Source organism: Roseateles sp. So40a, from assembly GCF_048081605.1.
Taxonomy (GTDB): domain Bacteria; phylum Pseudomonadota; class Gammaproteobacteria; order Burkholderiales; family Burkholderiaceae_C; genus Roseateles.
The window spans coordinates 5,455,852-5,476,943 of sequence record NZ_CP182288.1; the positions used below are offsets into that span (position 1 = coordinate 5,455,852).

The window sequence follows — 21,092 nt, forward strand, 5'->3', positions numbered from 1 at the left end:
GGATGGCCTCGCGCCGGGTTACTTCGACGCGGCCGATGCTGCGGCGGGTGCGGGGGCGGCGCCTTGCGGCGGGGCGACGGCACGGCCCTTGTCGTCGAGCTTGGCTTGCTGCGGCGTGACCGGCGCGCCGGGCATCGCATGCTGCAGGCCGTCGATGATGACGAGCTCGCCGGGCTTGATGCCCTGCACGGCGCGGTAGCCGTCGAACTGGGCGCCGACGACGACCGGACGCGGCGCGACGATGTTGTTGGCGCCGACGACCATGACGACCTTGTTGGCCTGGTCCGTGCCGATGGCGCGGTCCGGGATCAGGGTGGCGGTGTAGGAGCCGGTGCCCTCGAGCTTGACGCGCGCGAACAGGCCGGGGGTGAAGGCGCCGTCCTTGTTGTCGAAGACCGCGCGGCCGCGGATGGTGGCGGTGGCCGGGTTGAGGCGGTTGTCGACGAAGTCCATGCGGCCCTCGTGCGGGTAGCCCTGCTCGTTGGCCAGGCCGAGGTAGACCTTGTTGGCCTTCTCGCGCTGGGCGCCGCCGGCGCGGGCGGCCGCGGCGTACTTCAGGAAGGTCGCCTCGCTGGCGTCGAAGTAGGCGTAGACCTTGTCGGCGGAGACGACGGTGGTCAGCACCGGCTCGCCGACGTTGACGAGGTTGCCGGCGGTGACGTTGGCGCGCGAGCTGCGGCCGGTGACCGGGGCGCGGACCTGGGTGAACTCGACGTTCAGCTTGGCCTGCGTGACGGCGGCTTGCGCGGCGCGGATGTTGGCGTCGTTGTTGCGGACGGCGGCCTTGAGCTGGTCGATCTCCTGCTGGCTGACGCCCTGGATCGCGACGAGCTTCTCGGCGCGGCCGAGGTCGGCCTTGCTGAGGTCGGCGGCGGTGCGCGCGGCGGCGAGCTGCGCTTCAGCGCGGCTGACCTCGGCCTGGAAGGGGCGGGGGTCGATGGTGAAGAGCGGATCGCCCTTCTTGACGACCTGGCCCTCGCGGAAGTGGACCTTGTCGAGGGTGCCGGCGACGCGGGCGCGGATCTCGACGGTGTCGGGCGCCTCGAGGCGCGCGGTGAACTCATCGAAGTCCTGGACCTCGCGGGTGATCGCCGGGGCGACCGTCACGGGCGGGGGGCCGCCGTGTTGTTGTTGTTGATCCTGTGGTTTGCCACAGGCGGTCACCAGCAGCGCCATGAAGGCGGTGGCGACAGCGTTGCGATTGAAAGACGGTCCAGCCATGCATCACTCCCGAAAACGCCCACGGCATCTGTTGCACCGCAGCGTGCGGCGGAATGTACGCGGTACATGAATGACCGGCCAGTGCCGAGGGCAATACCTGTCCCTTTGACCCAGGGCTTCATTGACCGCAGGACGGGACTGTGAACAAGTCTCGCGGGAGAGGCTGCCAGAACGCGTCAGCAGGAAGGAGGATCTCCTCTGAAAAGTGGGCCCCCGTACGGGTTGGACTTTCCTAGGGATTGAAGTTGGCGATGTTCGAGGCGGGTGCGGGAATGGCGCCTCCGTGAGGCGCGTTTGAGCCGGAACGGTGCACCCGGGACTCGGCCTCAGGCATGAGGGGGGTGAACGAAGGTAGGGGGCGCGGTGGCCGTCAGGACTCGCGTGCACGCGAGGTGTTGGACTCCACGATCGCGGCGTGGAGGCGTCGCTACATGCGTCCTCACAGCAGCGAGTCCAGCACCTTGCCGCGGCGACGCGGTTCGGCCTTGGCGATTTCCTCGTGATGCTTCTTGGTCAGCGGCATGAACTTCTCCAATTCCTGATCGTTGAATATCTCGTCCCTCAGCCTGGCAAGGGCGAAGAGGATCGTCTGTGTCTCGTTGAAGCCGAGCTTCTTGGCCATCGCCTTCAGGGCATCTCTCGACACCGTGGTCAGCGTGTCTTCCTTGAAATTCAGCTTCAGCGCTTGCTGGCTCGAAACGACGGTAGGCATAACGACTCCGAAGGGTAGAGGGTCCAGGATGCATACACCATAGCTAAAGTTTATGTATCTTGCGAGTTCCCCTGAGTCTTGGGCGAGATCGCGTCGGGCAAGAAAAAACCCGGGCAACGCCCGGGTTCGTCATTCAGCGCGAAGCGCCTGTTGGGGAGGGCGGAGCCCTCAATGCACGCCGTGCATCAGCTTCTTCATCCAGGGGCTGAGCAGCATCAGCAGCACGCCCGCGCCGGCCGGGATGATCGTGAAGATCAGGAAGAACGTCGACATCGAGTACGTCGACGAGATCGCGTCGATGTACGAGCCCGTCGCGCCCGCGATCTTGTTGGCGATGGCCGCGTTCACGAACCAGACGCCGAACATCAGACCCAGCAGCCGCGCCGGCGCCAGCTTCGAGATGTAGGACAGACCCACCGGCGACAGGCACAGCTCGCCCATCGTGTGCAGCAGATACGCCAGCGTCAGGAAGATCATGCTGACCTGCGCCGTCTTCGCGCCCGCCGGAATGCCCGACGCGCCGTACGACAGCGCCGCGAAGCCCAGACCCAGCAGCACCAGGCCCACGCCGAACTTCACCGGACCGCTCGGGTTCCAGTGACGCTCCCACATCTTGCTGAACATCGGCGCCAGGATCACCAGGAAGAAGGAATTCAGCACCCCGAACCAGGTGGCCGGAATCTCCGATTGCTCCAGCGCGAACTCGCGGCCCAGCATCCACAGCGACAGGCCCCAGATCACCGCCAGCGCCACCGCCAGCAGCAGGTTGGACAGCTTGTACAGCCCTTCCGTGCTACGCGTCAGCTTGATCAGCAGCCAGCTCAGGATCGCCACCGGGATCAGCGTCATCAGCGAATTGACGATCTTGAAGATCAGGCCGCTCGTGCCCACCAGCGCGCGGTCGGTGTAGTCGGCCGCGAAGATGGTCATCGATCCGCCGGCCTGCTCGAAGGCGAACCAGAAGAAGATCGTGAAGAACGAGAACACGACGATCGCGATCAGGCGGTCACGCACGATGTGTCCGGGCGTGTCGTCCAGCTTCTCGCTGGGATCCACCATCGGCGCGTTCTTGTTGGGCACGCCGCCGATGTCGCCGAAGATGCCCTGCGCCAGCCAGAACTGCACCGCGCCCAGGATCATGAAGACCGCGGCCAGGCCGAAACCGTAATGCCAGCCGATCTTCTCGCCGATGTAGCCGCACAGCGAGATGCCGAAGAACGCGCCCGCGTTCACGCCCATGTAGAAAAGCGTGTAGCCGCCGTCGCGCTGGCCTTCGTTGTCCTTGCCGTAGAGCTGGCCCACGATCGCCGAGATGTTCGGCTTGAACAGACCCGTGCCGATGATCACCAGACCCAGGCCGATGTAGAAGGTCAGCTGCGAGTCGAAGAACAGCGAGATGTGGCCTGCCGCGATGATGAAGCCGCCCAGCACCACCGAGCGCCGCGTTCCGAGGAAGCGGTCCGCGATGTAGCCGCCGATGATCGGCGTCAGGTACACGAGCATCGTGTACGTGCCGTACAGGCTCGTGGCCTGCTCGCGCGTCCAGCCCCAACCGCCCTTGGAGGCTTCCGAGATCAGGAACAGCACGAGCAGCGCCCGCATGCCGTAATAGGAGAACCGTTCCCACATTTCGGTGAAGAACAGGACGAACAGGCTGTTGGGCTGGCCGAGGATGGTCTGCCGCGCTCCGGGAGTTTGAATTGTGTTCAAACGACGCTCCGTGATGGATCGATGACCCGCGCTCCGGGTCATGGAAAGTCGCGTTCCAGGGATCAGAACGCGTTTGCCGCTGGTTCAGGCCCCGGATCGATCGATCCCCTTGGGGCCCGCCAGCGGCAGGCGCGCCATTGTCAGCGAAAGGTCAGCTGCAACCGCCCCGGCGGGATGAGGGATCACCCTAGGTGCCGAACGCCGCCCTCAGGCGGCCGCGCACATCACGAGCGCTCCTCGCGCAGCAGCCGCAGCCCGTTGAGCACCACCAGCAGGCTCGCGCCCGCGTCGGCCAGCACGGCCAGCCACAGCGAGCCGATCCCCGCCAGCGTCAGCGCCGCCACCACCGCCTTCAGGCCCAGCGCGACGACGATGTTCTGCTTGAGCACCGTGGCGACGCGCTCCGACAGCCCGATCAGCTCCGGCAGCTTGCGCAGGTCGTCCTGCATCAGCGCGATGTCGGCGGTCTCCAGCGCCGTGGCGCTGCCGGCGGCGCCCATGGCGATCGCGATGTCGGCGCGCGCGAGCGCCGGTGCGTCGTTGACGCCGTCACCGATCATCGCGACCGGCCCCTGCTCATCGGCCAGGCGGGCGATCGCATCGAGCTTGTCCTGCGGCAGCAGCGGCGCGCGCACGGCGTCCTCGGCCAGTCCGAGCCGAGCGGCCATCGCGACAGCGCTCGCGCGCTGGTCGCCGCTGAGCATCGTCAGCGACAGCCCGCGCCCGCGCAGCGTGCGCAGCACCTCGGCGGCTTCGGGCCGGGGCGTGTCCGACAACGCCAGCAGCGCCAGCGTGCGGGACCCGCGCATCAGCCAGACCAGCGTGTGGCCCTGCGCCTGCAGCGCGCGGGCGGCGGCACGGGCGGCGTCATCGACGGCGCCGCGCTGCTCGGCCAGGCGCTCGTTGCCGAGCGCGAAGTCCTCGCCGTCGAGCCGCGCCGTGAGCCCGAGGCCCGGCAGGTTGAGCAGGTCCTCGACCGGCTCCAGCGCTGAGCCCACGCGCTGCGTGTGCGCCGCGACGATGGCCTGCGCCAGCGGATGCGTGCTGCCGGCGTCCAGGCGGGCGGCCAGGTGCAGGGCGTCATCGGCGGTGATCGCGGCCGTGGCCGTTGTCGCGCCCGCCGCGCCGGGCGCTTGATCCAGCGGCTGCACCGCGGCCAGTTGCGGCCGGCCTTCGGTCAGCGTGCCGGTCTTGTCGAAGGCGAGCGTGCGGAGCTGCCGCGCGCGTTCCAGGTAGAGCCCGCCCTTGATCAGGATGCCGCGGCGCGCGGCCGCGGCCAGTCCGCTGACCACCGTCACCGGCGTGGAGATCACCAGCGCGCACGGGCAGGCGATGACCAGCAGCACGAGGCCCTTGTAGATCCAGTCGCTCCAGCTCCCCAGACCCAGCAGCGGCGGCAGTACCGCCAGCGCGACGGCCACCAGCACCACCGCCGGCGTGTACACGCGGGCGAAGCGGTCGATGAAGGCCTGCGTCGGCGCGCGTTGCGACTGCGCCTGCTGCACGGCGGCGGCCATGCGGTCCAGCAACGTGTGGCCCTTGGCCGCGGTGACGGTCATCTCCAGCAGGCCGTCGCCGTTGATGCTGCCGGCGAGCAGCGCGTCGCCGGGTGCCTTGTCCACGGGCATGGCCTCGCCGGTCAGCGCGGCCTCGTTCAGGCTGGAACGGCCCGTCACCAGACGCCCGTCCAGCGGCACGCGCTCGCCCGGCGGCACGCGAACCGTCGCGCCGATCGCGACGTCCGCGGCCGGCACCGTGGACCAGCGGCCCTCGGCGTCGCGGACCTGCGCGGTCTCCGGCGCGAGCTGGGTCAGCGCGCGGATCGCGTCGCGGGCGCGCGCCAGGCTCAGGCTCTCCATCATCTCGGACAGCCCGAACAGCCACACCACCATCGCCGCCTCGGGCCATTGGCCGAGCACGATCGCGCCGATCACCGCCAGGCTCATCAGCAGGTGGATGTTGAGCGTGACGCTGCGCAGCGCGATCCAGCACTTGCGCAGCGTGGGCAGGCCGCCCAGCAGCATGGTGGCCAGCGCCAGTGCGATCACCAGCGGGCCGGACTCGTCGAAGCCCGAGAACGCCAGCGTCTCCGCCGCGATCGCGGCGATGCCGGCGATGGCCATCCGCCACTTCAGGCCGGTCGAGATCGCCGGCGGCGGCGCGGGCGGCGGGGCCTCGGCCTGAACAGGTTCGGCGTTCATGCCGGCCGACGCGATCGCCGCGCGCAGCGGTGCGTCGTCGTCCAGCCGGTGATGGACATCCAGCAGGCGGTTGATCAGGTCGAACTCCAGCGCGACCACTCCCGGCTTGCCCTGCAACTGCTTGCGCAACAGGCCTTCCTCGGTCGGGCAATCCATGCCGGCGATGAAGTAGCGCTGGCGCGTGGTCCCGGCGAGGGCCTCGGCGGTCGGCGCGGGCGCCTTGGCCACGGGCGCGGCGCAGCTGGCGCCGTGATCATGGTCGTGGTCGTGGTCGTGGTCGTGGCCATGAGCCTGGGCATGACCGTGCGCGGGCGAGAGCGCCACCTCGGCCGTGTGACCGCAGCAGCCGCCGCAGGATGACGTGGCCGCGTCGGGCGCGGCGGGGCGGTGATCGTGTGCCTGATGTGCCATGGAGGTGGATTGGATAGTCTGGAGCGGCTCCAAGGTCAAGCGGCTATCCTTGACCTCATGCGCATCGGCGAATTGAGCAAGTCCACCGGGGTGGACATCGACACCATCCGCTTCTACGAGAAGAGCGGCCTGCTGCCGCCGCCCGCCCGCAGCGACAACGGCTACCGCGACTACGCGCATGCCCATCTCGAGCGGCTGGCCTTCATCCGGCACTGCCGGGCGCTGGACATGTCGCTGGCCGACGTGACGCTGCTGCTCGACAGCCTGCAGACCCGCGATCCCGACGCACTCGTGCAGGTGGACGCGCTGGTGGCGTCGCAACTCGGCAAGGTGCGCGCCCGGCTCAAGAGCATGCAGGCGCTCGAAGCACAGCTGGTGGCGCTGCAGAAACGCTGCGACGCCGACCACGACCATCACGCCTGCGGCATCCTCGAGGAACTGGTGTCCGCCGCGCACGGCGAGGCCTGCGCGTGTCACCCGGGTGCGACGGACGCTACGCCGACGACGGCAGCGCGGCCCGCGACAGGCGCTCGCGCAGACGCGGCACGGCGAAATCGATGAAGGCGCGCAGCTTCAGCGGCAGCCGGCCCTGCGGGGCGTAGACCAGCTGCACCGGCCGCGGCGCGGCCTCGAAGTCCTCCAGCACCAGCTGCAGGCGGCCGGCGCGGACGTCCTCGTTGACCTGGTAGGACAACGCGCGCACCAGTCCCGCACCGGCGCGTCCGGCGTCCAGCGCGGCATCGACCGTGTTGACGCTGAGCCGCGAGCGGAACGCGCCGGTCCTCGCCACGCCGTCCTGGCGGAACGGCCAGGCGCTGCCCACGGACACGCTCTCGAACGAGATCACCCGATGGCGCGCCAGGTCGTCCGGCGTGGCCGGTGCGCCGTGCGTGGCCAGATAGGCCGGCGCGGCGCAGACCACATGCCGGACCTCGCCGACCCGCGTCGCGACCAGCCCGCTGTCGGGCAACTGGCCGATGCGCAGCGCGACGTCGATCTGGTCGTCCAGGAAGTGGGTGATGCGGTCGGTCAGCTAGAGATCGACCGCGACGTCCGGATAGGCGTCGAGGAAGCCCGTGACCGTCGGCAGCACATGCAGCCGCCCGAACATCACCGGAGATGTGATCGCGCCGGACTTCATCGGCTTCGGCCATTCGGACGCGCCGTCGCGCGACGAGTTCCGCGCGATGTTCGGCTGATCCGCCGGGCGGCGCTCAGCGCGGCATCGCCTCGGCGAAGGTCTCGAGCCGCCGCCGGAGTTCGTCCCGGACCGAGCGCAGCGCCGGCGACAGCTGCGCGCGGCCGGGCACGATCAGGTTCAGCGGCGCGAGGTCGCCCCGCCAGTGCGGATTCACATGGATCAGCTGGCCGCTGGCCAGTTCCTGGGCCACGTCCGGCCAGGACTTGTAGGCCAGCCCCAGTCCGGCGAGGGCCCAGCGCTTGACCACCTCGCCGTCATCGGCGACCCGCCGCCCGCTCAGCGGCAAGGCCACGGCGGCGCCGGCGATCTCGACTGGCCAATGCGTCGGCACCTCGTCGGCGACCAGGTATCGGAGCGCCTCGTGGCGCGACAGGTCCTCGGGCGAGGCCGGCGTGCCGCGCAACGCCAGGTAATGCGGCGCGGCCACGAGCACCCGGCGGCAGTCGGGCAACAGCGGCAACGCGACGTGCGAGCCGCCGCTGGGCGGGCCGTAACGCACGGCGGCGTCGACCGGGCGGCGCAACAGGTCGGTGAGCGGATCGCCGATCTGCAGCCGCAGCGTCAGCACGGGGTGGCGTTCCTGGAACTGCTCCAGCCACGGCAGCAGCACGTGGCGGCCGAGATCGGAAGGCACCGTGAGGTGCAGTTCACCCTCCAGCGCCTCGCGGCCGGCGAGCGCCTCGTCGCGGCCCTCGGTCAGCGCGCGCAGCGCCGCCCGGGCGTGGGGCAGGTAGCGCTGGCCTTCCGCCGACAGGCGCAGGCTGCGGGTGCTGCGCACGAACAGCGGCACGCCGAGCTGCTCCTCCATCCGCTTGAGCGCCGCGCTGGCCGCCGCGGGCGACCAGTCCAGCGCCTTGGCCGCGGCCGTGAGGTTGCCGAGATCGGCGATGCGCACCAGCAGTTCGAGGTCGGCGATCCGGGTCATTGTTCGATTTTCTTTGAAAAACCTTCGCTGACCAGCCCCGTCAAGGGCGCTCGCGGGGCTTCCAAACTTCGTTCATCAAATCACCTGGAACACAGGTTTGGAGAACGCCATGACCGCTGCCCTTTCCTCCTCCACTTCTTCGTCCCCCGTTGCCGCCTTCACGCCCGACACCGTCAGCGTCGTCATCGGCGGCAGCTCCGGCATCGGCCGCGCGGTGGCGCAAGCGCTCGGCCAACGACCTGGACGCGTGGTCGTCGCGGGGCTTTCCACGGGACTGGACGTCGCCGACGCCGACGCCGTGCGCGCGTTCTTCGACGAACTCGGCCCGGTGGACCACGTCGTCGTCACCGCGGGTTCGCAGGCACCGGGCGGCGCCGTGACGGCGGTGGACCTGGACGCCGCCAAGGCCGCGTTCGACGTGAAGTTCTGGGGCGCGATCGCCGTGGCGCAGGCCGCGGCCCCGCATCTGCGCCCGGGCGGCACGCTGACGCTGACCTCCGGCTTCCTGGCGCGCCGCACCGTGCCGGGCGCCTTCGTGAAGACGGCGATGAACGCCGCCCTCGAGGTCAGCGCCAAGCTGCTCGCCCGCGAACTGGCTCCCTTGCGCGTGAACGTGGTCAGCCCCGGCCTGACCGACACCGAGGCCTACGCCGGCCTGGCGCCCGAGGCCCGCGAGGCGATGCTCGCCAAGGCCGCCGCGTCGCTGCCCGCCGGGCGCGTGGGCCAGCCGTCCGACCTGGCCGCCGGCTATCTGTTCGCGATCGACAACGCCTTCATGACCGGGGCGGTGATCGACCTCGACGGCGGCGCGCTGATCCAGTGAATGCGCCCGGTCGCTCGCGCCCATTCGTGACGGAATGGGCGTGCCGCGGCGCGACAGGGGAGAAAAGCCGGGAAATGCCTCCCCCGCCATTCAGATCGTCATCCGAACGGACGATGTAGAGTGCGGGCCGCCCGCGTTACAAATTTCAGACAATCCCCGCGCGGTCGCCCCTTCCTTGGCTCACCGCGCCTGTCATGCGTGTCTGTTCACTGTCATCGGTCAAGAACCGCATCGTCCTCGGTCAACCGCTCGCGTTCAGCGTGCGCGACACCGACCGGACGCTGCTGCTCGCGCGCGGGCAGGTGATCGCCGACGAGGCGCAGCTCAACGCGCTGATGAACCGCGGCGCGCTGGTGGAGGTCCACGAGCTGGCCGAGGCGATGCGCCAGCCGGTCGGCCAGCCGCGGTCGGCGGCCTATCTGCGCGACCGCCTGCCCGAGGAGTGGGACCGCGGCCTGCAGGACGTGCGCAACGCGCTGTCCGCCGGCGCGGACCGCATGGCCGAGGCGCTCGACGGGGCGACGTCGCTGCTGCTGTCGCTGATCGACAGCTCGCCGGAGGTCGCACTCGCTCAGGTGGTTCGCCAACCTGAATCAGCTAGCGGGCATTACGGCGTTACCCATTCCTTGCATGCGGCCACCGCCTGCCACGCGGCGGCCCGCTATCTGGGCTGGGGGCCGGACGATCAACGGCGTGCCTTCCAGGCGGCGCTGACGATGAACCTGGGCATGCTGGACCTGCAGGCGCGGCTGTCGAGCCAGGTGTCGCCGCTGACGGCGATGCAGCGCGAGGCCATCCATGAACATCCGATCCGCAGCGTGGCGATGCTGAGCGCCGCCGGCATCGACGAGCCGGACTGGCTCGAGGCGGTGCTGCAGCATCACGAGACGCCCGATGGCCGCGGTTATCCGCATGGCCTGAGCGACATCGGCGAGCTGGCCGAGATGCTCCGTTATGCCGACATCTACACCGCGCGCCTGAGCAGCCGCGCCAACCGCCCGGCGATGAGCGCCGCGCAGGCCGGCCGCGAGCTCCACCAGATGGCCGCGCAGAGTCCGCTGGCCGCGGCGCTGATCAAGGCCTTCGGCATCTTCCCGCCGGGCAGCGTCGTGCGCCTGGCCAGCGGCGAGGTCGGGCTGGTCGTGCGCAACGGCGAGAAGGCGCATCGGCCGATGGTCTCGGTCTTGACCAACGCCAACGGCGAGCCGCGCCACACGCCTGTGCTGCGCGACAGCAGCCGCGACGACCACGCCGTGGTGGCGCTGCTGCCCACGCACGCGTCGCCGATCCGGCTGTCCGACGAGCGCATCGCCACGCTGATCGCCGCGAACTCCTGAGCCTGACGCCGGGCCTGAGCAAAGGCTTGCAGGGTCGACCCCTCCGATGCGTCAGTCCTGCGGGGAGCGGCCTTCCTTTAGGTGGGCCATGAGCGCCCGCCTCGCGCGCAGACTCCGCCCCTTTCGATGACGGGGGGTGCATGTGGGTCGCGATGTGGAACTGAAGGCTGGGCGCTGGCGCGCGGTGGTGTCACCCGACCGAGGGGGCCGGCTGAGATGGCTGGGGGAGACCAGCCCCCAAGGGCGGGAGCCCTGGCTGCGCCCGTTGCTGATCGAGCGCGGCACGGCGCTGGGCGGCGCCGGGGTGATGCTGCTCGGCCCGTCGAGCCCGCTCGCGGGCCTGGAGCAGCAGGTGCCCGATCCTGCCTGCCTGAACGCGGGCTGGCAGGTCACGCAGTGGGTGCCCGACCGCGTGACGCTGATGCTGCACCCGGGCGGCGGGGCGCCGGGGTCGTGGGGCTTCCAGGCGAGCCAGACGTTGAGGCTCGAGGAACAGCGGCTGGAGTGGTCGCTGTCGGTGCGCAACCTGAGCCGCCTGGCGCTGCCGGCGAGATTCGGATGGCAACTGCATTTCCCGGAGGACTTCGCCGGCGCCGTGTGGCTGGACGAGGGCTTCGACGCCTTGCGGCTGCCCGGGCGCGGTCATGTCGAGCACCGGGATCCGTGGTGCGGGTTGGCCTCGCTGAGCGGCGCGGGCGGCCGCATGGTGCTCGCGCGCGCTTCGGCGCCGCTGGACACGCTGGGCTACGAACGCCATGCGACGCGGTCCTGGGTGCAGCTGCGGCTGATGACGGCGGATTCGCCCCGGCTGGTGGCGCTGCCGCGCGGCGAGGAGCTGCAGTTGCAGCTGAGCCTGGACCTGATGACGCCGAGACTGCCGCCGCTGCCGCGCCTGGCGGTGGGGACGGCGGGCTCGGCGGATGGCGTCGGCGGACCGGGCGGGCCTTTGATCCTCTGACGTCACGCGTGATGCGGCCCCTGATGGCGGCCCATCATGCGCCGCCTATACTGCCGCGCGCCGCGCTGCTGCCGCGGCTTCCCTGCCCATGCCGACGTTGCCGTCCCTTGCCGCCTGCCGGCCCTATCTGCGCGACGCCTTGCGCGACGACCTCGTCGCCGCGGTGGTGGTCAGCGTGCTGCTCATTCCGCAAAGCCTGGCGTACGCGATGCTCGCCGGCCTGCCGCCGCAGGTCGGGCTCTACGCCAGCCTGCTGCCGCCGCTGGTCTACGCGGCGCTGGGCTCCAGTCCCTATCTCAACATCGGCCCGGTGGCGGTGCTCGCGCTGATGATCATGCAGACGCTGGGCCTCGCGCCCGCGGGCGTGAGCCCGAGCGAGGCCGCGCTGGTGCTTGCCGCCGAGGTGGGTATGTTCCTTGGCGCGGCAGCGCTGCTGCGGCTGCATGCGCTGGCGGCGCTGCTGTCGGTGCCGGTGCTGCATGGATTCGAGTCCGGCGCCACGATCGCGATCGCGGCGAGTCAGTTGCCGGTGCTGATCGGCTCGGCCGCGACGGGCGGCACGGTGCCGGAGCTCGCGCGCTCGCTGATGGCGCATGGCTTCGACTGGCGCGGCGTGGCGGCGCTGTTCGGCGTCGTGTCGCTCGTGGCCCTGGTCGCGGTGCGGCGGCTGCCCAAGGGGTTCATGTCGCGCATCGCGCCGCTGGCGGTGCTGTTGATCGGTGTGGGCGTCGCGTGGGGCTGGGATCCGCAGGGCCTGCCGCGCGTGGGCGAGTTGCCGCCGCTGGCGCTGGTGTTCACGCTGCCGCGGCTGGACGCGGAGCTCTGGATGGCGATGCTGCCGGGTGCGGCGCTGATCGGGCTGCTCGGCTACGTGTCGAGCCTGGCGGTGGCGGAGTCGCTGGCGCGGCGTGTGGGGCAGCGCGTCGACGCGCGCCGTGAGCTGATGGGCCTGGCCGGCGCCAACCTGGCGGCGGCGTTGTCAGGCGGCATGCCGGCAGCGGCGAGCTTCTCGCGCAGCGTGCTGATGAGCGACGCTGGCAGCCGCACCCGCATGACCGGCGTCTTCGTCGCGAGCCTGATGGGGCTCACGCTGGTGACGGCGTCGCCGCTGCTGGCCTGGGTGCCCAAGCCGGTGCTGGCAGCGAGCATCATGGTCGCGGTGCTGTCGGGGCTGAAATTCGGTCCTTATGCAGACGCGTGGCGGTATGCACGGCCGGAGGCGCTGCTGATGGCGGCGGTCACGCTGCTCGTGGTGTTCGTGGGCATCACCGCGGCGTTGGGACTCGGCGTGGCGGGGTCGATCGCGCTGCTGTTGCAACGCAGCGCGCGGCCGCATGTGGCGCTGATCGGGCGCATTCCCGGCACCGAGCATTACCGCAACGTCGAGCGCTATCAGGTCGAGCTGGACCCGCTGGTGCTGGGTCTGCGCATCGACGAGAGCCTGCTGTTCCTGAACGGGCGCAGCCTGGCGGACGTGGTGCAGGCGCATCTGGACACGCATCCGTCGACGCGGCGGGTGCTGCTGCAGATGTCGCCGGTCAACACGATCGACTTCAGCGGGCTGAGCGCGCTCAAGGAGTTGCACGAGACGCTGGAGCGGCAGGGCCGTCGGCTGGATCTCAGCGAGGTCAAGGGGCCGGTGCTGGACCGGCTCAAGGACAGCCAGTGGGAATCGTGGTTCCGCGGGCGGGTGTATCTGTCTCACCATCTGGGGATGCAGGACCAAGGCTGACCACCGTCCTGCCCCAGTTCTCAGCCCTCACCCCCGCCCTCTCCCGCAAGCGGGAGAGGGTGTTGCAGCGGCGGCTTCCATCCTCTCAATGCACCTCGTTCAGATGCCCGTGCTTGCGCAGGTCGGGGATGAGGAAGCAGACGAGGAACGCGAAGAAGCACATCACCGAGACGTACACGTAGAACGCGCTCTCGAACCCCGAGGTCTTCAGGCTCAGCGCCACGTACTCCGCCGAACCGCCGAAGATCGCATTGCCGATCGCATACGACAGCCCCACGCCCAGCGCGCGGATCTCCGGCGGGAACATCTCCGCCTTGATCAGCCCGCCGATCGACGTGTACAGCGACACGATCGCCATCGCCACGATGATCAGCCCGAACGCCGCGTACGGGCTCTGCACGCTCTTGAGCGCCGACAGGATCGGCCACGTGCACAGCGTCCCCAGGATGCCGAACCACAGCATCGAGGTCTTGCGCCCGATCCGGTCCGACAACGCGCCGAACAGCGGCTGCATGCACATGTAGACGAACAGCGCCGCCGTCATCACCGTGCTCGCCACCTTCTTGTCCATGCCCACGCTCAGCACCAGGTACTTCTGCATGTAGGTCGTGTAGGTGTAGAACGCCAGCGAGCCGCCCGCCGTGAAGCCCAGCACGATCAGGAACGCGCGCGTGTGCTTGCGGAACAGCTCCCGCATCGAGCCCGATTCCTTGGCGTCCAGCTGCTCGGCCTTGGCCGTCTCCGCCAGCGAGCGGCGCAGGTAGAACGCGATCACCGCCGTCGCCGCGCCGGCCACGAACGGAATGCGCCACCCCCACGCATGCATCTGCGCGTCGGTCAGCGTCTGCTCCAGCACCGCCACCACCAGCACCGCCAGCAACTGCCCGCCGATCAGCGTCACGTACTGGAACGACGCGTAGAAGCCGCGTTGTCCGCGCAGCGCGACCTCGCTCATGTAGGTCGCGCTGGTGCCGTACTCGCCGCCCACCGACAGCCCCTGGAACAGACGCGCCAGCAGCAGCAGTGTCGGCGCCATCACGCCGATCGTCTCGTAGGTCGGCATGCAGGCGATGGTCAAGGAACCGCCGCACATCATCAGCACCGAGATCATCATGGCCGTCTTGCGGCCCTTGCGATCGGCGATGCGGCCGAACAGCCATCCCCCGATCGGGCGCATCAGGAAGCCCGCCGCGAACACCCCGGCGGTGTTCAGTAGCTGGACCGTCGGGTCGCCCTTCGGGAAGAACGCGTGCGCGAAGTAGATCGCCGTGAACGCGTAGACGTAGAAGTCGAACCACTCGACCAGGTTGCCGGACGAGGCGCCGACGATGGCCAGGATGCGATCGCGCTTCTCGTGCGCGGTGTAGTGCCCGGGCGTGCCGGACGCCGGCGTCGCGGCGGACAGGGGAGGAGTCTTGGCAGTCATGCCCGACAGACTACTCCCGCGATGGAAAACCCGCAGACGCGGTTCGGACAAACCGAACGCCACGCGCACGTCGCGTGGGCTAGCCCATCTCGGCCATTGCCAATCGCACGCCGAAGGCCAGGAACAGCGCGCCGATGCCGCGATTCAGCCATCCGCCCACCGTGCGCGCCCAGCCGCGGCCGCGCGCGCGAGCTCCCGCCACCGCGCTGGACCACGCCAGCAGATGGCACCACAGCATGCCATTCACGTTGAACACCGCACCGAGGAACAGGAAGGCCGCGGCCTTGCTGGGCGCGTCCGCCGCGATGAACTGCGGCACGAAGGCCAGGAAGAACAGCCCCACCTTCGGGTTGAGCACGTTGGTCAGGAAGCCCTGCGCGAAGATCTTGCGCAAGGGCATCGCCGGCGGGGCCGAGGGGGGCAGACCTTCGGGGGAAGCGTCGCTCTCTTGGGTGGTCTTCGCGGCGCGACGCTTGAACAGCAGGCCGATGCCGAGGTAGACAAGGTAGGCCGCGCCCAGCAGCTTCACCACGGTGAACGCAGCGGCCGAGGCCGACAACAACGCCGACAGCCCGAGCGCCGCGGCCAGCACGTGGACGCAGGTGCCGGCGCCGATCCCGAGTGCGGCGGCCGACCCGGCGCGGAAGCCCTGCGTCGCGCTGCGGGCCATGATCAGCAGCGAATCGGGGCCGGGGGTCATGTTGAGCAGCAGGCCAGAGGCGATGAACAGGCCGAGGTCGTGGGTGCCGAGCATGGAAGGCGTCTCCGGAAAGGTCGCCATCATGCCTGTCCCGCCCGCGCCTGCGGCGCAGCGCGCGCGGCGATTGTTCCGATCTTTTCAACGGTCTGTTGCAACGGGATGGGTTTAAGGGTCAACCCTTATCGCTCATAGTTCAGCCCATCGACACATCGAAACCGCTTCCGGAAACCCCCTCCAGAAATACGGATCGACGGGCCGAATACTCACTTCGAGTCAACCCGTGCCCCTTCGCAGAATGCCCTGGGACCGAATCTGAAAGGAACCCATCATGAATGCCAAGAACATCGTTGCTTCCGTCCTGTTCGCTTCCGCCGCCCTGGTGGCCGGCTCCGCGATGGCCGAGGACAACCCCCACACCCAGCCGGTGAACACCCCGAGCCAAGTCAGCCGCGCCGAAGTGCTGGCCGACCTGCAGATCTACCGTGAATCGGGTCTGGCCGCCGTCGAGCAGTCGGAAACCTACGGCTACGACAACGCCCGCCGTGACGTCGCCAAGGCCAAGTACGCCGAGCTGCGCACCTCCCCGTACTACGCGACCCTGGTCAAGAAGTTCGGCGGCAGCGCCCCGGCCACCGCCGTCGCCGGCCGCTGAGATCCTGCAAGAGACGCCTGAATCCCCCTGAGAGAGCAAGAACTCGAACAATAGTTGAGAGCGTATTTTTGAGGTCAAGGGCGAAAGCCCTGGTCGCCGGCGGGTCCTCCGCACTCCTCCTCCTGACCGCCGACGACCGCCTATACCCCCTCGGATGAGCCACGACTCGCCGAGGGGTTTTCTTTTTCCCAGGAGGAAATCGCGATCCGGATCCGCGGACAAATCCATTCACATACCCCGAACGGGAGAGGAAATACTCTGCCGATATTCGCCCAATCCCTCCCGGGATGGGTCATTGGCGGCGAATTCGGGATGCAGCGCGCACGACCGTGCGGATTCAAAGAGAATCGCCCGGCGGCCTGTCAGCAGTTCCATTCCCCGGGCCGCGAGATCGAGGACATCGGATGGACCGGATCGTGCAAATGCGGGCGTTCGCCCGGGTGGTGGAAACCGGCAGCTTCACCAAGGCGGCCGACTCGATGGACCTGCCCAAGGCCAGCCTGACGCGTCTGGTGCAGGCGCTGGAGGCGCGGCTGCGCGTGCAACTGCTGACGCGGACCACGCGCAAGGTGACCGTCACGCAGGACGGCGCCGCGTATTACGAGCGCACGATGGCGCTGCTCAGCGAGCTCGAGGCCATCGACCAGGGCATGCTCCACGACCAGAGCAAGCCGCGCGGGCGCCTGCGCGTGGACGTCACGACGCTGACCGGCTCGCGGGTGCTGATCCCGGCGCTGGCCGACTTCCATGAGCGCTATCCCGACATCCAGATCGCGCTGGGCGTGAGCGACCGCGCGATCGACCTGCTCGTGGACAACGTCGACTTCGTGCTGCGCGTGGGCGCGGTGCAGGACGCCGGGCTGGTGGCGCGGCGCGTCGGGCAGATCCAGTTCTGCACCTGCGCGGCGCCCTCGTATCTCGAGAAACACGGCACGCCCGAAACGCCCGAGGACCTCGATCGCGAGCCGCATCAGGCGGTGGGCTACTTCTCGTCGCGCACCGGGCGCGTGTTCCCGTTCGTCTTCCATCGCGGCGACGAACGCGTCGAGATCGAGGGCCGCCGGCGACTCGACGTGAACGACAGCAATGCCTACGTCGCGGCTGGATTGGCGGGATTGGGCGTGGTGCAACTGGCCAAGTACGCGGTGCAGAACGAGCTCGAACGCGGCGAGCTCATCCCGCTGTTCCCCGGCTGGCATCACAACGCGGTGCCGGTCTACCTCGTCTATTCGCCGAATCGGTACGTGTCGGCGCGCATGCGCGTGTTCATCGAGTGGGTGGCTGAGACGCTGGCGAAGAAGGGCCTGGGCCCGGATTAAGCTCAGACGCTGCCGACCGCAGTCGCGCTGCCGCGTCCGACCAGCCACACGACCAGCAGCACCATCAGCAGCACCCACAACACGACGATCGCGCCGGCGACCTTGAGGTTGCGCGGCAGCCGGCCGCGCTGCTCGGCAGCGCGCAGCCGCGCGCGCGCGATCACCGCGGGCGGCATCAGCCGGAGCACCAGCCAGAACCCCAGCGGCACGAGGATGAGGTCGTCCAGCAGGCCCAGGACCGGGATGAAGTCCGGGATCAGGTCGATCGGGCTGAGCGCGTAGGCGGCGACCGCGATCGCGACGAAGCGCGCCAGCCAGGGCGCCTCCGGATCGCGTGCCGCGTAGAAGACGGTCAGCAGTTCGCCCTTGAGCAGGGCGGCCCAGCGCTTGAGGGATCCGCGTTTCATCCGCGCATCATGCGCCCCGCGCCGGGGGTCTGCCTCAATCAGCCCAGATGACTTTCCGGCGCTGCGCGATCCAGTTTTCCAGACGTGGGGCGTAGATCTCGTCGACGCGGTTGCGGCGCACCTTGAAGGTCGGCGTGATCAGGCCGTTGTCCACCGTCCAGGGCGTGGCCGTGACGATCAGGCATTCCAGCTGTTCATGCGGATCCAGCCGCGCGTTGACCTTGTCCAGATGGGCGGCGAGCTCGACCTCCAGCGCGGCGCGATCGCGCGCGGTGGCCTCAGGCGACAGCATCGCGATGCCCACCGGTTGCGCCAGGTTGGCGCCGGTCACGGCGCAGGCTTCGATGGCGGGGTTCGTGCCCAGGCGGTCCTCGATCGGCGCGGGCGACACGTACTTGCCCTTGCTCGTCTTGAAGAGGTCCTTGACCCGGCCGGTGATGCGCACGCAGCCCGCGAGCGAGCCCTTGTCGCTGATCTCGGCCTTGTCGCCGGTGTGCAGCCAGCCGTCGGCGGTGAGCGTCTCGGCGGTCAGCTCGGGCTGCTTGTAGTAGCCCAGCATCAGCGCCTGGCTCTTCATCTGCAGCTCGCCGGTGATCGGGTCCAGCCGCACCTGCACGCCGTCGTAGGCCGGGCCCACGCTGCCGATCTGGTTCTGGCCCGGCACGGTGATGTGCGACAGCGCCAGGTTCTCGGTCATGCCGTAGCCCTCGTTGATCGGCAGGCCCAGCGTGCGGTACCACTTGAGCAGCGCCACCGGCATCGGCGCGGCGCCGCCGGCGGCGAACTTGCATTCGTTCAGGCCCAGCGCCTTGAGGATCTTCTTGCGGACCAGGTTGCCGATGAAGGGCAGCCCGAGCAGCCGATCGAGCTTGCGCTGCGGCAGCTTGGCCTGGACGCCTTGCTGGAACTTGGTCCACAGGCGCGGGACCGAGAAGAACACGGTGGGACGCGCGCGTTGCAGGTCGGCGGCGAAGGTGTCCAGGCTCTCGGCGAAGTAGACGGTCATGCCGGTGTGCAGCCAGCCGTGCTCGACCAGCGCGCGTTCCACGACGTGCGCCAGCGGCAGGTAGGACAGCATGCGGTCGGATTCCGTCAGCGGGATGCGCTTGAGGCCGGCGTTGATCGCCCAGGCGAAGTTGCCGAACGAGTGCATCACGCCCTTGGGCGTGCCGGTCGTGCCGGAGGTGTAGATGATGGTGGCGAGCTCGTCGGCGGCGCGGGTGGGGCGGCCCTTGAGGGGCTGGGTCTCGGCGCAGATCGCGTCCCAGTGGTCGTAGGCGTCCTGGGCTTCCTCGGGCGAGACCGGATAGGAGATGCAGGGCAGGCCCAGCGGGACGCCGGGGCGCATGCCTTCCCAGCCGTCGAGCTTGCCGACGAACAGCAGCTTGGATTCGCTGTGGGAGAGGATCTGGTGGATGGTGTCGGGCGCGAGCGTCGGGTAGAGCGGCACGCTGACGTAGCCGGCCATCCAGATGGCGAGGTCGCTCATGAGCCACCAGGCGCAGTTCTTGGAGAGGATCGCGACGCGGGCGCCGGGTTCCCAGCCTTGTTCGAGGCCGAGGGTCTTCAGGTGGGCCGCCATGCGCCGGGCCTGATCGGCGACTTCCTGCCAGGTGAAGTCCTTGAGCACACCGCCGCCCATCGGTTGGCGCAGCGTGACCCGGTTCGGCGTGTCGAGCTCCCAGGCGTAGAGGCGTTGGAGCGCGAGGGAATCGGCCGGCAGGCGGGTCGTGGACATCGGGGGGTCTCCTTGTTGTTGGTGTGCTGAAACTGGACGGAATCAGCTGTGGAGACTACGCCGCCTGACGTCGGCGAACGAGCGGGTTTCTTCGATGATCGTGATCGACTTGGCACCCTACTCCAGCGTTTCCGTTGGAAACGCCGAAGCGTCCGGCAGGCGCAAAGTGTCCCGAACGGAGGGTCAGCGCGAGCGGTTGCGCGCCTGAGCCCTTGAGCGAGCGTGAGGAGCGTGGGCTCAGGCGCGCGGCCGCTTGCGCTGACGGGCTCGAGGCAGGGGGCGTCAGCCCTTGGCCGCGGCGGCTTCGAGCTCGGCGGTGACGAGCGCGTCGAGCGCGGGCAGCAGCACGGCGTCGGCGGCCTCACGCGTGACGGGCGCTTCGCTCAGCGCCGCGGCGCCTTCGCGCTTGAGGCGCGAGACCCACTGGCCGGCTTCCTTGCCCTGGGGCAGGCCGGTGCTCTGGAGCAGCAGGGTGCCGTCGGCGGCGAGCAGCTTGAAGTAGAAGAGTCCGTCGGACTCGCGGTACTGCTTGAACGCGGGCGCGGCGGACTTGGTCTTCACCGCGGTCGCGACGGGCGCGGCGAGCGGCTTGAAGCGGCGCAGGCCGACGGCCTCGCGGGCGCGGGCGAGCAGCGGGGCGGCGATGGCGCGTGCCTTGGCGGCGCCTTCGGTGAGGATCTCCTCGATCTTCTCCGGGTTGGCCATCAGCGCCTCGTACTTCGCGCGCATCGGGCCGATCTCGGCGTTGATCAGCGTGAAGAGCTGGTCCTTGGCCTCGCCCCAGGCGAGCCCCCCATGCAGCGCGTCGCGGAAGGCCTGACGCTGCGCGGGCGTGGCGAAGGCGTCGTAGATCTGCACGAGGTGCGAGCCCTCGGTCGTCTTGGGCTCACCGGGCAGGCGCGAGTCGGTGACGATCTTGGAGATCGCGTCACGCAGCGCCTTCTCACCGCCCTCGAACAGCGGGATCACGTTGTCGTAGCTCTTGGACATCTTGCGACCGTCCAGGCCGGGCAGCAGTTCCATCTCCTCGTCGATGCTGGCCTCGGGCAGCACGAAGAAGTCCTGGCCGTTGCCGAACATGTGGTTGAAGCGCTGGCCGACGTCGCGCGCCATCTCGATGTGCTGGACCTGGTCCTTGCCCACCGGCACGCGATGGGCGTTGAACATCAGGATGTCCGCGGCCATCAGGATGGGGTAGCTGTACAGACCCATCGTGATGCCGGCATCCGGGTCCTCGCCCGCGGCCAGGTTCGCGTCCACCGACGCCTTGTAGGCATGGGCGCGGTTCATCTGGCCCTTGGAGGTGACGCAGGTCAGCAGCCAGGTCAGCTCGGGGATCTCGGGAATGTCGCTCTGGCGGTAGAAGACGACCCGGCTCGTGTCCAGGCCGGCGGCCAGCCAGGTCGCGGCGATCTGCAGGCGGGAGGCTTCGATGCGGGCCGGCTCGTCGCACTTGATCAGCGCGTGGTAGTCGGCCATGAAGAAGAAGCTCTCGGCACCGGGCTCGCGGCTGGCCGCGATGGCACGGCGCACGGCGCCGACGTAGTTGCCGAGGTGCAGGGTGCCGGTCGTCGTGATGCCGGTCAGGACGCGCAAGGTCATGGGCTGGTCGGGCGCTG

The 21,092-nt window shown here is 69.3% G+C and carries 19 protein-coding genes; 8 read left to right on the forward strand and 11 right to left on the reverse strand.

Annotation, left to right across the window (positions count from 1 at the left end; all coding sequences use genetic code 11):
• Nucleotides 1-18: 18 nt before the first annotated feature.
• The 4 genes from ACNI65_RS24850 to ACNI65_RS24865 form a co-directional block, all read right to left on the reverse strand.
• Entirely contained in the window at nucleotides 19-1,221 is a 1,203-nt protein-coding gene (locus tag ACNI65_RS24850; protein WP_416760158.1) for an efflux RND transporter periplasmic adaptor subunit, read from the reverse strand.
• Between the two features lie 439 nt (nucleotides 1,222-1,660).
• On the reverse strand, nucleotides 1,661-1,933 hold the full coding sequence (locus ACNI65_RS24855) for a hypothetical protein (RefSeq protein ID WP_416760160.1): 273 nt from the start codon (nucleotides 1,931-1,933) through the stop codon (nucleotides 1,661-1,663).
• Between the two features lie 168 nt (nucleotides 1,934-2,101).
• Nucleotides 2,102-3,643 carry a peptide MFS transporter gene (locus ACNI65_RS24860; protein WP_416760162.1) on the reverse strand — a complete coding sequence of 514 codons (1,542 nt, stop codon included), beginning with the start codon at nucleotides 3,641-3,643 and terminating at the stop codon, nucleotides 2,102-2,104.
• 224 nt (nucleotides 3,644-3,867) lie between these two features.
• Nucleotides 3,868-6,255 (reverse strand): heavy metal translocating P-type ATPase, encoded by a 2,388-nt coding sequence (locus tag ACNI65_RS24865; RefSeq protein WP_416760165.1) that lies wholly within the window; start codon nucleotides 6,253-6,255, stop codon nucleotides 3,868-3,870.
• Between the two features lie 57 nt (nucleotides 6,256-6,312).
• On the opposite strand from ACNI65_RS24865, the gene ACNI65_RS24870 reads away from it, so the two are divergent.
• The gene (locus ACNI65_RS24870) at nucleotides 6,313-6,816 is read left to right on the forward strand and encodes a Cd(II)/Pb(II)-responsive transcriptional regulator (RefSeq protein ID WP_416760167.1); all 504 of its coding nucleotides are present in this window, start codon (nucleotides 6,313-6,315) and stop codon (nucleotides 6,814-6,816) included.
• Here ACNI65_RS24870 and ACNI65_RS24875 read toward each other — a convergent pair.
• Entirely contained in the window at nucleotides 6,749-7,225 is a 477-nt protein-coding gene (locus ACNI65_RS24875) for a LysR substrate-binding domain-containing protein (protein ID WP_416760169.1), read from the reverse strand. The genes ACNI65_RS24870 and ACNI65_RS24875 overlap by 68 nt on opposite strands.
• A gap of 106 nt (nucleotides 7,226-7,331) precedes the next feature.
• Between ACNI65_RS24875 and ACNI65_RS24880 the strand changes: the two genes are divergently transcribed.
• Entirely contained in the window at nucleotides 7,332-7,454 is a 123-nt protein-coding gene (locus ACNI65_RS24880; RefSeq protein WP_416760170.1) for a hypothetical protein, read from the forward strand.
• Nucleotides 7,455-7,469: 15 nt separating this feature from the next.
• On the opposite strand, the gene ACNI65_RS24885 is transcribed toward ACNI65_RS24880, so the two are convergent.
• Nucleotides 7,470-8,381, reverse strand: coding sequence for a LysR family transcriptional regulator (locus ACNI65_RS24885; RefSeq protein ID WP_416760172.1), 912 nt, complete (start codon nucleotides 8,379-8,381; stop codon nucleotides 7,470-7,472).
• A gap of 109 nt (nucleotides 8,382-8,490) precedes the next feature.
• On the opposite strand from ACNI65_RS24885, the gene ACNI65_RS24890 reads away from it, so the two are divergent.
• The 4 genes from ACNI65_RS24890 (at nucleotide 8,491) to ACNI65_RS24905 (ending at nucleotide 13,231) form a co-directional block, all read left to right on the forward strand.
• Nucleotides 8,491-9,204: an SDR family oxidoreductase gene (locus ACNI65_RS24890; RefSeq protein ID WP_416760173.1), complete on the forward strand. Its 714-nt coding sequence runs from the start codon at nucleotides 8,491-8,493 to the stop codon at nucleotides 9,202-9,204.
• Between the two features lie 194 nt (nucleotides 9,205-9,398).
• Entirely contained in the window at nucleotides 9,399-10,541 is a 1,143-nt protein-coding gene (locus tag ACNI65_RS24895; protein ID WP_416760175.1) for an HD-GYP domain-containing protein, read from the forward strand.
• A 154-nt stretch (nucleotides 10,542-10,695) separates the two neighbouring features.
• The gene (locus ACNI65_RS24900; protein WP_416760177.1) at nucleotides 10,696-11,499 is read left to right on the forward strand and encodes a hypothetical protein; all 804 of its coding nucleotides are present in this window, start codon (nucleotides 10,696-10,698) and stop codon (nucleotides 11,497-11,499) included.
• A gap of 88 nt (nucleotides 11,500-11,587) precedes the next feature.
• On the forward strand, nucleotides 11,588-13,231 hold the full coding sequence (locus ACNI65_RS24905) for a SulP family inorganic anion transporter (protein WP_416760179.1): 1,644 nt from the start codon (nucleotides 11,588-11,590) through the stop codon (nucleotides 13,229-13,231).
• 85 nt (nucleotides 13,232-13,316) lie between these two features.
• On the opposite strand, the gene ACNI65_RS24910 is transcribed toward ACNI65_RS24905, so the two are convergent.
• Together ACNI65_RS24910 and ACNI65_RS24915 are read right to left on the reverse strand one after the other, a co-directional pair.
• A complete protein-coding gene (locus ACNI65_RS24910) occupies nucleotides 13,317-14,657 on the reverse strand; it encodes an MFS family transporter (RefSeq protein ID WP_416760181.1) in 1,341 nt (446 codons plus the stop codon).
• A 79-nt stretch (nucleotides 14,658-14,736) separates the two neighbouring features.
• Nucleotides 14,737-15,411 (reverse strand): LysE family translocator, encoded by a 675-nt coding sequence (locus ACNI65_RS24915; RefSeq protein WP_416760183.1) that lies wholly within the window; start codon nucleotides 15,409-15,411, stop codon nucleotides 14,737-14,739.
• A 274-nt stretch (nucleotides 15,412-15,685) separates the two neighbouring features.
• On the opposite strand from ACNI65_RS24915, the gene ACNI65_RS24920 reads away from it, so the two are divergent.
• Both ACNI65_RS24920 and ACNI65_RS24925 read left to right on the forward strand, forming a co-directional pair.
• Nucleotides 15,686-16,009 carry a DUF4148 domain-containing protein gene (locus tag ACNI65_RS24920; RefSeq protein ID WP_416760185.1) on the forward strand — a complete coding sequence of 108 codons (324 nt, stop codon included), beginning with the start codon at nucleotides 15,686-15,688 and terminating at the stop codon, nucleotides 16,007-16,009.
• Nucleotides 16,010-16,413: 404 nt separating this feature from the next.
• Complete coding sequence (locus ACNI65_RS24925) at nucleotides 16,414-17,328, forward strand: LysR family transcriptional regulator (protein ID WP_416760187.1); 915 nt, start codon at nucleotides 16,414-16,416, stop codon at nucleotides 17,326-17,328.
• Between the two features lie 2 nt (nucleotides 17,329-17,330).
• Here ACNI65_RS24925 and ACNI65_RS24930 read toward each other — a convergent pair whose 3' ends face one another.
• The 3 genes from ACNI65_RS24930 to ACNI65_RS24940 form a co-directional block, all read right to left on the reverse strand.
• Nucleotides 17,331-17,735 (reverse strand): YkvA family protein, encoded by a 405-nt coding sequence (locus ACNI65_RS24930; RefSeq protein WP_416760189.1) that lies wholly within the window; start codon nucleotides 17,733-17,735, stop codon nucleotides 17,331-17,333.
• 34 nt (nucleotides 17,736-17,769) lie between these two features.
• Nucleotides 17,770-19,473, reverse strand: a complete 1,704-nt coding sequence (locus tag ACNI65_RS24935) for an AMP-binding protein (protein ID WP_416760191.1) — start codon at nucleotides 19,471-19,473, stop codon at nucleotides 17,770-17,772.
• Between the two features lie 282 nt (nucleotides 19,474-19,755).
• Nucleotides 19,756-21,075, reverse strand: a complete 1,320-nt coding sequence (locus ACNI65_RS24940; RefSeq protein WP_416760193.1) for a tryptophan--tRNA ligase — start codon at nucleotides 21,073-21,075, stop codon at nucleotides 19,756-19,758.
• Nucleotides 21,076-21,092: the final 17 nt, after the last annotated feature.